Here is a 13,869-nt window from a genome sequence, read left to right on the forward strand (position 1 = left end):
TCCCACCTCATTCATTTTTCTATCAAACTCTATCCTACCATGCGATGGAAAGGGTTTCAAACATTACAATAGTGTTCACATAATTTACACCATTTGTGACTTAGAAACTCCCTAAAAAACAACTTACACGGTAAGTATTAAAAAAATCCGCGGAGTAAAGACTCACGCGGATTCCCTATTATTATTCAAAATGGTTGACTAAAGTACCGATGCCTTGAATAGATACTTTTACCGTATCTCCAGCCTTTAAGAATTGTGGCGGGTTCATGCCTTTTCCAACTCCAGCTGGTGTACCTGTTAAAATAACATCCCCTGGCTCAAGTGTTACATGCTGAGATAGGATAGATACTAAAGTTTCAACTGAGAACATCATGTCCTTCGTCGAGCCATTTTGGCGCACTTCATCGTTTACCTTTGTGACTACTGTTAAGTCCTGAGGATTGGGAATTTCATCCTTTGTCACAAGATATGGTCCAAGCGGACAAGTGCCCTCCAAGCTTTTACCTAAGAAGAATTGTTTATGCTTCTCTTGTAAATCACGAGCTGTTATATCATTGGCAATTGTATAACCAAATACATAATCATATGCTAAGTTTTTCGGAATGTTTTTACCACGTTTTCCAATGACAATCGCAAGCTCCCCTTCATAATCCATTTTCGATGAAAGGTCCGCGTGAATGGAAAGTGTTTGTCCATCTGCCGCAATAGCCGTTGGCGATTTTGTAAATACCATTAATTCCGTTGGTGCTGCTTCTGCACCCATTTCTTTGGCATGTTCATTATAATTTTTACCTATACACATAATATTTTTGGGTGTACGTGGAATGGGTGAAAGCCACTCGATTTCTGTAAATTCACGTTTAAAACTATTAGCACGATCTGATTTTTCAGCTGCTTCTACTAATTTACGAATCTGTTCAACGAAATCAAAGCCTAGTGCAATACCATCTACAATAGAACTTGAAAAAGAAGGGAGAACTTGAAGTTCATTTTGAATAGCGAGTACATCCCATACCGCTTCTTCTTTTTTTACTTTTGGTCCAAAGCTTACATGTCCACCTAATTTGAATGATAAAATTTTCATGATTGAAAGAGCTCCTTCTTTTTTCTACATGATACAACAATATGATAGAAATTGCCTCACTTTTGCGACAATAATTTTATAAGTTGTTATATCTTCATAGATTATGCATGTGAAGCGGAATATATTATCACATTTCTACTTTTTCCTTATACGTTAATTTACGCCATAAAGCCTCTAAAGGACCTTGCTTCCATTTTGTTAACCAAATTTCGGCGATGATCATTTGCACAACAATTATTCCAATGGCAATGAGTACGCCTGTTTCTACACTTATCTTCCCATACCAGCCAAAGCCAAATTGATAGAATAAACACGTGCCGATAATGGAGTGCATAATATACATCGTTAACGACATCCGTCCGATTTTACCAAAAGGACTAAGTAGCTTAGGTACAATTGGTAACAGGCAAAGTAGCACTATGACCGCGGCATAACCCACTGAAAGGATAGGACCACCTATGTATACCTTTAAATAATCAAATAAATACGTCCGTGTAAACATAATGGGTAAACTTTTGATCGTTATACCTATAATCAACCCAGTAATCGCAAGTGCTAGCCATAGCCATTTTAATTCTTTCGCTCGCTCTACTAGTCGCCATTTTGATGCAGCTGCCCCTATTAACATATACGGTAAAATAGTAAACAATGCCGCAAACCACATTCCTATACCTGCTTGTGTCGATAAGTCTGTTAAGCGTTGCATAAAAGCATCTAGCCAGTTTCCTGTACCGTAAGCTGTAATCGCCTTCTCTACAGATACAATATCTAAATAGTCATCCACCTTCGTATTAAATTGCATAATCCCAATGACAAATAACATAAAAACTTGCATCAAACCGTTAATCATAACTGCACTAACCAATAACCAAATAGGGCTTAAACGTAGTAAAAGCACTAAAAATATCCCACAAAAGGCGTACATCATTAAAATATCGCCCCACCATATTAGCACGGCATGTATGAAACCAAAGGCAAATAATACAGAAAGTCTACGTAATCCTAGCGTATAGAAATTTTGCTCACGACTTTGTGCTTTTTGCCACTGCATGGCAAGCCCATATCCAAATAGCATCGCAAACAGTGGGTAAAAGCTACTTTGTACATAAATATCTAAATTTTTTTGCCATACGATATCGGATGGTGTTGTAAACCAAGATGCTAAATCAATATGCGGCATTGGCAAATAAAAGGTATACATATTTACGAGCAAAATGCCTACTAAACTAATACCTCGTAAAATATCTAATGTTGCTAGTCGATCCTGCAACATTGTCGGTTTGAACTCCACAAAATAGCCTCCTCTTAAATAGCAGCTATGGTTGAAGCAGAGCAAGCAAAAAATTGCATCCTCCGCTTTTCCATAACAAAAACTTATGCCTGTACAGTTTGTTCATTATCGAATAAATACAGCACTTTATCGCTTACTTTAATTTGTAAAATGGACTCAATAGCCTCACTATAAACACGAAGCTGAACAGCATAACGTCCCATTATTTCTTTTGTCAGAGCGGGCTCCTTTGCAAAATGAGGCAAAATACGGTCTGTCTTATAATCTAGCAAGACCCAGTTGCCATATTCATCCTCAAACAAACAGTCGATAATCCCTTGGACGATTTGAGCATCCCCATCTTCATCTACTCTGCTAATAGTAAATGGCATTTCTCTACGAATCTGTCTTGCTTGCTTAAAGCGTTGCCCAATTTCGGTATGAAAGAAATGAAAAACTTTCGCTATAGGGACCACTTTTCCTTCTGCCTCTGTCAGTAGCTGTTTTGCTACTAAATCTGCTACAAAGCCTTTTACAGCTCCAATATCATCAAAGCCAAACTGTGGAATATGCTGCATCACTGTATGGACAGCCGTTCCTATTTCGGCACCTGTTAGCTGTTGATCCTGTAAAAATGTTGGTCGTGGTGCAATAGAAGCTGACGTCTGCTTAGCTGGAGGTGCAAAATAATATTCTGGCTCCTCCTGACGCTGTAAGTTTTCTATACGTTTAATTTCACTAACCGATGTTTTAGAACGTTTTCTTGTTGACTTTTGATACGTATACTGCGCTTGAAAGCGTGTCGTTATTTCGGATAAAAGCGCCTCGTCCTCTTGTGTTGTAAGGAGTTGTTGTATGTCATCATCAAATGGCTGTATATCATACGAATAATGTCTCGTATCAACCGGCTGTATCCACCAATGGGATGGGCTGTCCAATTCCTTATATGAAGTGGTAGCTTGAGAGGCAAAGTCACCATGCCTTGCCACGGCTGGACCAACCCAGTCTAGATAGCTATTAGCTCTTGCCCGCAAATATTCTTGAAGTGGGGCATCACTTGATATATTTTGCGCATCCTGCCAGTTGTCTCGCGTTTTCTCCCAATTTTTCACGGAACCCACTAAAATTAGACGCTCCTTCGCGCGTGTCATGGCAACATATAAGACACGCATTTCCTCTGCACGCATTTCCAGCTCTTTCTTCTCTTTCAGCGCCAAAAACGGTAATGAAGTATAAGTAATGCGATTTTCTGGGTCAATGGCCTTTACAGCTAGTCCAAAATCTTGATCGAATAAATAAGGATTATGAAAATCCATTTTATTAAACGGACGTCCCATCCCTGCCACAAAGACTACAGGATATTCTAATCCTTTGGAGGAGTGAATGGTCACAAGGCGTACTACATCGTCCTTTTCACCAATTGATTTAGCCGTACCTAAATCATCCCCGCGTGTACGCATCCGATCAATAAAGCGTAAAAAGCGGAAAAGACCTCGAAAGGCTGTTTGCTCATACATTAATGCACGATCATGTAAAATTCGTAAATTAGCCTGACGCTGCTTACCGTTAGGCATTGCGCCAACCATTTCATAATAATGTGTATCTAAATAAATTTTCCAAATTAAATCTGATAGTGACCCACGACGTGCTAAATCTCGCCAATTTTCAAAAGCTAGCATAAAGCGTTGAAGTTTTTCAAACGTAGTTGTCTGTATCTCTTGTCCTTCACTTCGGATAAATTGTCGTAGCGCATCATAGAAAGGTACCTTTGAATCAGCTAAGCGGATTTTAGCTAATTCATTTTCTGTTAAGCCAACAAACGGTGCACGCAGTACGGAAGCTAACGGGATGTCCTGATAAGGGTTATCTACTACCTTTAGGACATTTAACATAATCATGACTTCCAGTGCATCAAAATAGCCTTTGGACGACTCTGCATAGAGTGGAATACCTGCTAGCTTAAATTCCTCCACTAAATCTGTCGACCATGTCATAGAACGCATTAAAATAACAATATCACTATACTTCAACGGCCTTTCTGTCAGTGATTTCGTATCATAAACAGTTGTTCCATCTTCCATCATTTGTCGAATACGATCAATAATAAAACGTGCTTCATATTGTGACTTTTTTAATTCCTCTAGCTCAGTCGCTTCTTCCGTCTTATCCTCTTGCTCGTCTACCACTTCCTCATCCTGTGGAGGGTGCATTACGACAAGCTCAACAGGTACTTCTTTTTCATCATAGGGCGCTGCGGGCTTTAATGACGCATTGTCATCATAAAGAATTTCGCCAACACGCTCACCCATAATTTGTGCAAAAATATAGTTCGTCGCGTTCAATACCTCTTTACGACTACGAAAGTTAGCATTTAAATCAATACGCATGCCCGTTACCTCAGGCGTTTCCAAGAACTCACTATACTTCCTCATAAAGAGCTTAGGTTCAGCTAAGCGGAAACGATAAATACTTTGTTTGACGTCTCCCACCATAAACAGATTACCATCCTGTTCTTCCCCTGACTTGACAAGTTGTAAGATCGTTTCCTGTAGCATATTTGTATCCTGGTATTCATCCACAAGTACTTCTTTAAAACGTTTTTTCAAATCAAGTGCTATGGGAGATGGCTGTAGCTCTCCATCGATCTCGACTGTTAAAATTTGCAGTGCATAATGTTCTAAATCTGAAAAATCAATAATACCCCGCTCTAATTTGGCAAGTCGGAATTGCTCACTAAAAATCGTCGTCAATTCCACTAATGTGCCAATAATTGGCGCCATTAAGCGTATTTCTTCTAGCAATCGTGCGGGGGTGCGAATAAAATAGGTTTCTTTCATTTTATTCATAATTTTTTTCGCTGCTTCTCGCTTTTTCTTTGCAAGCTCCTGTAGCTCCACGTCTACTAAAGCATCCTTGGATACTCGTTTTAATGTAGACCATTTAACGGTCGCAAAATAATCAAAGAGTTCCTGCCATGTACCTTCCTGACTTATTCGAATCCCTTCCTGAATCATAGCAAAATCAATTTCTGCCGTTTCAGCATAGGGGGCAGGTCCATCGGGTTGGAGGGTGATTGCTCGCATTTCTGAAATTAGGACGAAGGCTTCCTCCAAACTATGTCGAACAGTCAATTTAACATAGTGAGATAGCTCTAAATCATCAATCGTCACTTCCTCTGCTAATTCATAAGCTTTTGGTAAACTCCTTAGCCATCTTTGAGGCTCTGCGTGTACACGAGAAGTATCGTAAAGCTTACTAATCAGCGTTTCAATCGCTTGATCATCTCGATCCGACGTAAAGCTATCCACAAGTCGATAAATAGCTTGTACCTGTGTCTCTTCTTCAGAATCATAGGCTCCTTCTAGAACATCCGCCACTATATCATCTCTTAATAAAGCTACCTCTGCTTCATTAGCAATACGAAATCCAGGATCGATGTCGAGCATATAAGCATATTGTTTAACAATCGCTAAACAAAAAGAATGCAATGTTGATATTTGCGCCTTATTAATAAGACTCAGTTGTCTTCTTAAATGATTGGAAGTTGGATTTTCTACTATAGCCTTTTCTAGAGCTTCTGACATTCGATGGCGCATTTCAGCTGCTGAAGCATTCGTAAAGGTCACCACCAGTAGCTCATCTACATTAATGGGATTGTCAGTAGCAATAACTTTTTCAATCATACGATTAATCAGTACCGCTGTTTTCCCGGACCCCGCCGCAGCCGACACAAGTGTATCTTGCCCACTAGCGTAAATGGCCTTCCACTGATCGTCTGTCCAAGAGACATTCGCTGGCTTTATAGGAATTGTTTGGACCATGCTACTCTATCTCCTTCCGAATTTTATCAACAATTTCATTTGGTTTCGCTTGCATCAACTGACGATAGTTTTGTTTACCATCGGATGGATCAAATTGGCAAACCGCGGCAAATTGACAATAGTCACAGGCCGTTTTGGATTTTAATTTATACGGGCTGATGGCAGTATCACCAGACAAAATCCCATTCCCTGCCTCCTGATGCTTACGACGTACGAAATGCTGGAGTCTTTTCATATCATTTACAGGCACAATGCGTGATTGCGATTCAGAAGGTGTTCCATCTTTTTTCATATAAACAGGGATAATTTTTGAGTGTCCACTACTTTCCTCTAACTGCTCGTCCATCGATAAAATGGACTCAGCATTCTCAGACAGCAGACCCTTCATTTTATATTGCTTTAACCGGTCCTCTTCTATTTCACTATCCGTCATATCCTTATCTAGTTTTAACATAGGATTATGGACATGAACATACAGTACCCCAGCTGGCTCCGTTTTCCCTGGAAGCCAATAGGAACTATTTTCTATTGCCACATCTAAATAAGTAAGTACCTGTAAAGACAATCCATAATAAACCTCATTTAAATCTAAATCTCGAGCTGATGATTTATAATCAACAATCCGTAAATAAGAACGGTCATCTATCGAGGCACTATCGATACGATCAATACGACCTCGCATAAACATTTTTTTACCACTAGTCAAATCAATCTCAAGAGGTGGAAGCTGTTCATGTTGTCCTGGGCCAAATGATGCCTCTATCGCAATTGGCTTAAAGTGAGACACATTCGCATGCTGTGTCAATGCCATCATCGTGCGCTCCACAATTCGAATAAGCTTCCGCTGAATATAGCGATAACGCGCACTAGATAATAAAATTTGATGGGAGAAGACAGGAACAATTTGCTCTACTGCTTGACGTGCCAACTGTTTAATTTGCTGTTTTGTTAAACGAATCCAAGATAGCTGCAGTCGGTGAGTTTCCTCTGTTATCCACTTTAATGCCTCATGGAATAGATCACCCATTGCAAAGGTTTCTAATCGGTACTCCGCACGTTCCTCTAAACGTAGACCATACGTTGTGAAATGAGAAAATGGACATCTAAAATATTTCTCTATTCGAGATACACTAGATGTAAGTTTTTTCCCATATAGCTCTTGAGTTATATAGGTTTCCAATGGCTGTGCTTCATTTTTATGAGTAATCGGATAATGTACTCGATCAAAGATAAGTGCCCAGTAAGGGTCCTGCTGATAAAATTTTTGTAGCGCCAGCCATTCAGGTGCCAGTTCACGGCTATGCTCTGCCTGACGTAGTTGCACCATTAAATGGGCTAATGCAGTTCGTGGATGGCGTAAATACGGTAAAGCATTTCCATCTAATAATTCTATTGGATCCATTACAACCCGCTCCGCCTGAATCCCACTTAACAGACCAGCTGTTTGATCATTTCCGATGAATTTTTTTATATAAAGAGACGATAACAGTGCCTTTCCTTCTTCATCTGCTGTAGGATACGTCAAATAAAGCTTATCTGACGGTGTTGTGGCAGCACGATAAAATAAGAAATTCTCCTGTAATAAACGGTTAGAGGAGGTTGGTGCAAGCTCATAACCAATTTGACCAAACCATTCACGCTCTGTATCTGACAATAAACCTTCATATTCCATTCGAGTTGGATATACACCATCATTCATTCCTAAAACGAAGGCTGCTTTAATATTGGATAAACGAGCTAAATCAACCGTCGCTACCATAACCTCATCTAATGTTGGTGGAATGCGAGAAAATTCTAATGTATCAAAGCCTTCATCAAGAATTTTAGCCGCTTCCTCCACTGACATCTTCTGCTCGCCAAACATATAGACAAATTGATCCAATACATTGATCCATTCATTCCAGGCTTGCTCATGTTCACTCGCTGCGAGTGCATCCCCTCGCTCAAGCTCACGATCCTTCATAGCTTGAAGCTTCTTATATACTTGTAATGACTCTACTAGCTCAAATAAAGCAGTGGCAACATCCTTACCCGTTGGCGCAATACTCAGTTTGTCTTGAAACTCCTTTAAAGGCTGACGAATTTCGTCACGAATTGCCTCAATTTCTGCTTGCATTGCACGTTCCTCATCTGTTTGTACACGTGAATGGAACTCAAGCCCACGATACTTTTTATAAAACCATCGAGCCTCTTCAAACCAACGTTCACCATAGATTCCTTGCGCTAAGCAATAGTTTTCCAATCGATCAGCTCGCTCACGCCAAATAGTTAGCTCTGCTTGTAAGGGGAAAAACAAATCTGTTTTTACACTTCGAAATACGGGTTCATACTTCCAATTAGACGTCATGATTTCTAATGCCGAACGACTAAGCTCAATCAGAGGATGATGGAGCATTGTTTTTTTAGTATTTGTAAAAATAGGAATTTCATATTGTTGAAAAATACTTGTAATCAATGGGTCATAAAGTTCTGCTTGTCGATATAAAAGGACAATATCTTGATAACGATAGCCATCTTCTCTTGTTAACTTTGTTATTTCCCGGGCAATCGCGTGAACCTCCGCTCGACGATTCGATGCTTCAAACACCATTACATCTCCAGAAGTTTTTTTCGTTTGTGGCACCATATTACCAAAATTCGCTTCCACATGTTGTAAATCTTCAGATTGAAATCTTTGAGTATAATAAAAATGTAAAGGTGCCTCGACGTCTATGCCCTCTTCATTTGCAATATCATGTAGTCGTTGATTCGTTAACGCCGCTTCATGAAAAAGAGCCTGTTCATCAAAAGCTTCGTCTATATGATCAAACGGGAGAACGACGGTTACCTGTTTAGTTACCTTAAGCAATTCTCGTACCAGCTCTAACTCTCGCACTGTGAAGGCTGTGAATCCATCAATATAAATAGTTGCTTGCTTCATTGTTTCAGCATACTTCAATTGCTCCGTTAATATCGGATAATAGCCCTCACTATCGACATATGTCGTACCAAGTCGTTCTTCTAATGCCTGCAAAACAACATGTAAATCATTCGTTTTGGCTTGTAAGGTATTTGGCGCGTCAATCGCCTTTAAGGATTCTGTTACTTCAGCTAAAACAGAGCTATTGACACTATATCGACTAAATTCCTTTAAAAGTGTTTCAATTTCCTCCGTAAAACCACGTTTTCCAGCAGCTTGTCTAAATAAGGAGAACTCACTTTTTTGTTCCTCCAAAAGTTTACGAATCAGCATTCGATAACCATAGCCATTCACTTCTTTACGAGCAATACCACCTGTCTCCTGTAAAACGAGCCATGCTAAACGCTTAAACGTCATCACTTGCGCACGAATCAAGCCCTGCAAACCATGCTTATTCGTTAGCTCATATTCCGTAGAATAAGACATCTGGTCAGGAACAATGACAAAAATAGGTTGACCGAGTGGATCAGTCTTTAGCTGTTCAACAATTTCTTGATGAATAAATACGGATTTCCCTGTTCCCGAGCGTCCCGAAACAATTCGCAATGTCATTTCGTTTCCCCTCCTCTATAAATTACTGTCTAACTATTTTGATTGCACGTTAGCATCCATTCACTAACATTTATATATAGATTATTTTTTATCGTTTCTATCACTTAACCTGATTCCATTGTCAGAGTGACGCTATAAACATCAGTGATCCTCTAGCTTAAATTCTATCGAAAATAACTAGCAAATACTATCTATCAACCTTCGATAGACAATAAAAACCAATGATTCATTTCACAAAAAAACAGCCTCTTCAACAAATCAAAGAGGCTACAACTATTTTATCTTGCATGGTGATCCTGTTTTTTCGTCAAATTTCGCGCTTGTTTTAAATCTCTTTCTACACGAGCATTCAAACGCTTCTCAATTAGTTTACCAATAAACCATAAAATAACAATCGCAACTGCCGCAATTATTAATTTCACAGGGCTTGTTAGTAACGATTTTAAATCATATCCCAATACACTCATACCTAAAATCATCACGAATTTTCCTGCTAGTAAAACGACTAAGTAAAATTTTTTATGAATATGGGATAAACCCGCCACAATGTTCACAATGACAGAAGGGGTAAAAGGGAAACATAGGAGGACAAAAAGAGGGCTTATGCCATTCATATCCACCCATTTAATAAGTTTCTGTACTTTTTTACTGCCAGTTATAAATCGCAACCTTGGATGTTTACCAAAATGTCGAACAAGCAAAAATACCACGTATGATCCAGCCGCAGAACCCAACCAAGATAATAAAAATCCAAGCCATAAACCAAATGCACTTGCATTAGCTACAACGAACACCACTAATGGTAGGAATGGTAAAAACGCTTCTAGAAAAGGTAGCAGTAAACCAATGACGGGGCCAAGTGTTCGATACTGCGCCGCAACAAGTTCAATATTTTCTACTGTAAACCATTCTTTCACTATCGACACCTCTATTTATACTGTAAAATTAAATGAAAAATTGTTAACCCTTCAGATGTATTTCGATATTCATGGGGTTGATGCCCCGAGAATACTAGTGTATCCCCTTCATCCAGTAATTCATGCATATCTCCAGCAGAAATAGCAGCTTGTCCTTTGATAATCATGACAGTTTCCTCTACCCCTTCTGTGTGGGCTTCACTCCTACTAATGGCTCCAGGCTCCATTTCAACCTTGTAGAATTCCCAACCTCGTTCAGGATTATACGGAATAATCGAATAGACACGATAGCGTCCCTCATCCTCATCAACATGTGGGATATCCTTACCGCTGTAACGCATGAAATGAGCTGTTGGCGGCTGTAATAAAGAAGAAAATGAAATACGCATTCCAGCAGCTATTTTCCAAATGGTTGATACAGTAGGATTCGCTTCTCCCTTTTCTATTTGAGCGAGTTGCGCTTTACTAACGCCCGTTGCTTTGGCAACATCATCTAAGCTTAAATGACGTTGTTGTCTAATTTTCTTTAATTGAAAGGCTAAATTTCTGCTCATTTGTTCCATTTTTAATCACCAATTTTCTATTGTTTATTTTATCAGACATATGTATACTTTAATAAACATCAAGAACTATCAAACTATTCCATCAACAGTATACATGGAAATTTTTAAGAAAGGATGACCTATTTATGACAAGTACAACAGAGCTTCATCATGATCCGGCAACAAACTCTCCCAACGATAGCTTTATACAGGGCGTGAAGGATTGTGTACCTACCTTACTCGGTTATATTAGTATAGGACTTGCATTCGGTGTTGTAGGTTCCGCTTCAGGACTATCAGTACTGGAAATCGCCCTTTTAACCATATTGATTTACGCAGGCTCTGCACAATTTATTTTTTGTGCACTACTTTTAACAAGTAGTCCTGCTTCTGCTATCATTGTAACCATTTTTGTCGTCAATTTACGCCATTTATTAATGAGTTTAACATTAGCCCCTCATTTTACGCATTATTCCATGCTTAGAAATGTAGGCTTCGGTACTTTATTAACAGATGAAACCTTTGGGGTGGCTGTGACCAAGCAAATGCAAACCGGTAAATTATACGGTAAATGGATGGATGGGCTTAACTTAACAGCGTATATTTTTTGGATTTTATCTTGTGTCACGGGTGCCTTCTTAGGGCAATGGGTGGCAAATCCTGAACAATGGGGACTAGATTTCGCCTTAGTCGCTATGTTTGTCGCTCTTTTAGTTTTACAATTGAGTAGTGTCGGCAAAAGTAAAATCATGCATTATATTAAGTTAATCGGCTATATGGCTGTTATTATGTATGGTCTTTCTTATATAGTACCTTCACATGTGGCTGTTTTGCTAGCAACGGTGATCGTAGCAACTATTGGGGTGGTGACTGACAAATGACAACAACCGCTTATATGGTATGGCTGATTATTGGCTGTGCGCTTGTCACATGGCTACCACGTGTCATTCCGTTTATTTTTGTACGCAGTGTCACACTCCCGGATGTAGTGCTAAAGTGGCTTAGTTTTATTCCTGTTTGTATTTTAAGTGCTCTTGTCATCGAAAATTTAATCGATACCGAAAGTGGCAAAGTTGTGACTCTTGATTGGCCAGTCTTTATTACATTCGTGCCAACGCTAATTATTGCGCTCATTACAAAAAGTTTATCTATTACTGTCGTTGCAGGTGTTATCATAATGGCAGCTGTGCGATTTTTCATGTAAAAAGGTCAGTCCCCACGAGGACTGACCTTGTTTATTTCTTCATTTTACTTGCTAACCAAAAGCCCACCGTTAATGAAAATGCATCTATAACGAAAATAATTGGTGGGGATGTATATCCTGCATATACTGAGGCAGCGATAAGCGCAATAGCCAATAATAGAGCAACATAGCGATTATACGTAATTCTTGTGAACAATAGCACCAATAAAGCAGGTATGAAGAGCGCCAACATCATTTTCCCAAAAACGTCCATTATATATCCCTCGGCTCAGCAAGTAGTAATCCAATTCGGTAATGATCATTACTATAAATGACATGCTGCGTTAAACGAATTTCATTGTTTCGATCTAGCACTTCGAGACGACAATGAGCGGCATTCAATTGTAATGCCTCGTATAATTCACTTTCTGTAAAAATAGAAACACCATTTACTTTCCGAATACATTCCCCTGCAAGTAAGCCCATTTTCTCAGCTGGCGAATCAGGAAACACTGCTGCAATAATTGCACCCTTTGTGCTAGGTGCTACCGCATAATGATCTGTTTTATCCTGCTGAGCATAATAGATGGAGATGATGATACGGATAATTGCTCCCAACCCAAGCGTCATATAACCGATCATTGGTTCAAGATATGCAGCCAGCCCCCCTATTAAAATAAGCTGTCCAAGTATAACTACAGAACGCCCAATTTTAGGAAATACTAGGGCAGGTAAATCCCTTCTTATCAGCTTCGAAAAGCCAATTACGAGTGGGAAAAGGACCAGTGCAAAGCTAGTATCCCCTATCGTAAACTGTGGCCAGTACGGGAATACAGCAGAAATCGCATCACCAGGCATAACAAAGAAAATAGGCAGTACCCAAACATTTCTTGAACGATAGACAATCGCCTGCATACCTCGTTTTGTTTTTTCCACGCAAGGTGTTGTGACCTTCATTGCTGCACGTCGAATTAAAAGACCTTCAGCAATAACACAAAGACCTACAAGAATAGAAATGGTAACGATAGCCCCATTCTCTAAATCGACACCTGCTAGGGAAATGTTCCACCAAGTAAAGGACCAGTTGTAGTAAGACATAGCCCATATTGCTAGCGTTGCTATACCCATTGTTAAAATAGGTGACAAAGCATTTAGGAAATACAATACGAGCCCTACTACCGAGACTGCTATTACAAGGATTAAAAAAACTTTTGGAACGGTAAGCCCTGCCGCCACACTAATTAGCGAAATAAGCAATGCATAAAGCCATCCATCTTTCCATTGTCCGACTAACTCTGTCCAGCCCCAAATAATCCGTCTATTAAAATATTTACGCTCCTGCTTTACGCGACGATAACCTAATAAAATAGCAAATATGATGGCTACATACAGTAATGGGTTGAGTAAAAAGCGGCCAATCGCTGTTACAATTTCTAATAATATATCACTAACCATACGAACACCCGCCGTTTCTATCTTGAATACTATGAATTTATTGTATCAAACGACTACACTCTTGCGTAGTACAAACTCATAGAAAG

10 protein-coding genes are annotated in these 13,869 nt (G+C 39.4%); 2 read left to right on the forward strand and 8 right to left on the reverse strand.

What is annotated here, in order from left to right; translation table 11 throughout:
• Nucleotides 1-181 precede the first annotated feature (181 nt).
• The 6 genes from C9J29_RS02920 to C9J29_RS02945 all read right to left on the reverse strand — a co-directional run bounded on the left by C9J29_RS02920 (nucleotide 182) and on the right by C9J29_RS02945 (nucleotide 11,166).
• Nucleotides 182-1,084 carry a fumarylacetoacetate hydrolase family protein gene (locus C9J29_RS02920; protein ID WP_025116790.1) on the reverse strand — a complete coding sequence of 301 codons (903 nt, stop codon included), beginning with the start codon at nucleotides 1,082-1,084 and terminating at the stop codon, nucleotides 182-184.
• Nucleotides 1,085-1,211: 127 nt separating this feature from the next.
• Nucleotides 1,212-2,375: a DUF418 domain-containing protein gene (locus tag C9J29_RS02925; RefSeq protein ID WP_107921573.1), complete on the reverse strand. Its 1,164-nt coding sequence runs from the start codon at nucleotides 2,373-2,375 to the stop codon at nucleotides 1,212-1,214.
• A gap of 83 nt (nucleotides 2,376-2,458) precedes the next feature.
• Nucleotides 2,459-6,175: a helicase-exonuclease AddAB subunit AddA gene (gene addA, locus C9J29_RS02930; RefSeq protein WP_107921574.1), complete on the reverse strand. Its 3,717-nt coding sequence runs from the start codon at nucleotides 6,173-6,175 to the stop codon at nucleotides 2,459-2,461.
• Between the two features lies 1 nt (nucleotide 6,176).
• Nucleotides 6,177-9,686, reverse strand: a complete 3,510-nt coding sequence (gene addB, locus C9J29_RS02935; RefSeq protein ID WP_107921575.1) for a helicase-exonuclease AddAB subunit AddB — start codon at nucleotides 9,684-9,686, stop codon at nucleotides 6,177-6,179.
• Nucleotides 9,687-9,964: 278 nt separating this feature from the next.
• Nucleotides 9,965-10,603: a TVP38/TMEM64 family protein gene (locus C9J29_RS02940; RefSeq protein ID WP_008178779.1), complete on the reverse strand. Its 639-nt coding sequence runs from the start codon at nucleotides 10,601-10,603 to the stop codon at nucleotides 9,965-9,967.
• Between the two features lie 11 nt (nucleotides 10,604-10,614).
• The gene (locus C9J29_RS02945) at nucleotides 10,615-11,166 is read right to left on the reverse strand and encodes a helix-turn-helix domain-containing protein (protein ID WP_089986729.1); all 552 of its coding nucleotides are present in this window, start codon (nucleotides 11,164-11,166) and stop codon (nucleotides 10,615-10,617) included.
• Between the two features lie 125 nt (nucleotides 11,167-11,291).
• On the opposite strand from C9J29_RS02945, the gene C9J29_RS02950 reads away from it, so the two are divergent.
• Nucleotides 11,292-12,026, forward strand: coding sequence for an AzlC family ABC transporter permease (locus C9J29_RS02950; RefSeq protein ID WP_008178782.1), 735 nt, complete (start codon nucleotides 11,292-11,294; stop codon nucleotides 12,024-12,026).
• A complete protein-coding gene (locus C9J29_RS02955; RefSeq protein ID WP_008178784.1) occupies nucleotides 12,023-12,349 on the forward strand; it encodes an AzlD domain-containing protein in 327 nt (108 codons plus the stop codon). Before C9J29_RS02950 ends, C9J29_RS02955 begins: the two co-directional genes overlap by 4 nt.
• A gap of 31 nt (nucleotides 12,350-12,380) precedes the next feature.
• Here the strand turns inward: C9J29_RS02955 and C9J29_RS02960 are convergent, their stop codons facing one another.
• Complete coding sequence (locus C9J29_RS02960; RefSeq protein ID WP_008178785.1) at nucleotides 12,381-12,602, reverse strand: DUF2198 family protein; 222 nt, start codon at nucleotides 12,600-12,602, stop codon at nucleotides 12,381-12,383.
• A complete protein-coding gene (locus C9J29_RS02965) occupies nucleotides 12,602-13,783 on the reverse strand; it encodes a PDZ domain-containing protein (protein ID WP_008178787.1) in 1,182 nt (393 codons plus the stop codon). The genes C9J29_RS02960 and C9J29_RS02965 overlap by 1 nt, the downstream gene beginning before the upstream one ends.
• Between the last annotated feature and the right edge of the window lie 86 nt (nucleotides 13,784-13,869).

The sequence above is a fragment of the Lysinibacillus fusiformis genome (assembly GCF_003049525.1).
GTDB lineage: Bacteria > Bacillota > Bacilli > Bacillales_A > Planococcaceae > Lysinibacillus > Lysinibacillus fusiformis.

Bases quoted from the DNA above. Each gene is read 5' to 3' on its own strand.
- C9J29_RS02920 (WP_025116790.1), bottom strand. From the start codon at position 1,084: ATGAAAATTTTATCATTCAAATTAGGTGGACATGTAAGCTTTGGACCA.
- addA (WP_107921574.1), bottom strand. From the start codon at position 6,175: ATGGTCCAAACAATTCCTATAAAGCCAGCGAATGTCTCTTGGACAGAC.
- addB (WP_107921575.1), bottom strand. From the start codon at position 9,686: ATGACATTGCGAATTGTTTCGGGACGCTCGGGAACAGGGAAATCCGTA.
- C9J29_RS02945 (WP_089986729.1), bottom strand. From the start codon at position 11,166: ATGGAACAAATGAGCAGAAATTTAGCCTTTCAATTAAAGAAAATTAGA.
- C9J29_RS02950 (WP_008178782.1), top strand. From the start codon at position 11,292: ATGACAAGTACAACAGAGCTTCATCATGATCCGGCAACAAACTCTCCC.
- C9J29_RS02955 (WP_008178784.1), top strand. From the start codon at position 12,023: ATGACAACAACCGCTTATATGGTATGGCTGATTATTGGCTGTGCGCTT.
- C9J29_RS02960 (WP_008178785.1), bottom strand. From the start codon at position 12,602: ATGGACGTTTTTGGGAAAATGATGTTGGCGCTCTTCATACCTGCTTTA.
- C9J29_RS02965 (WP_008178787.1), bottom strand. From the start codon at position 13,783: ATGGTTAGTGATATATTATTAGAAATTGTAACAGCGATTGGCCGCTTT.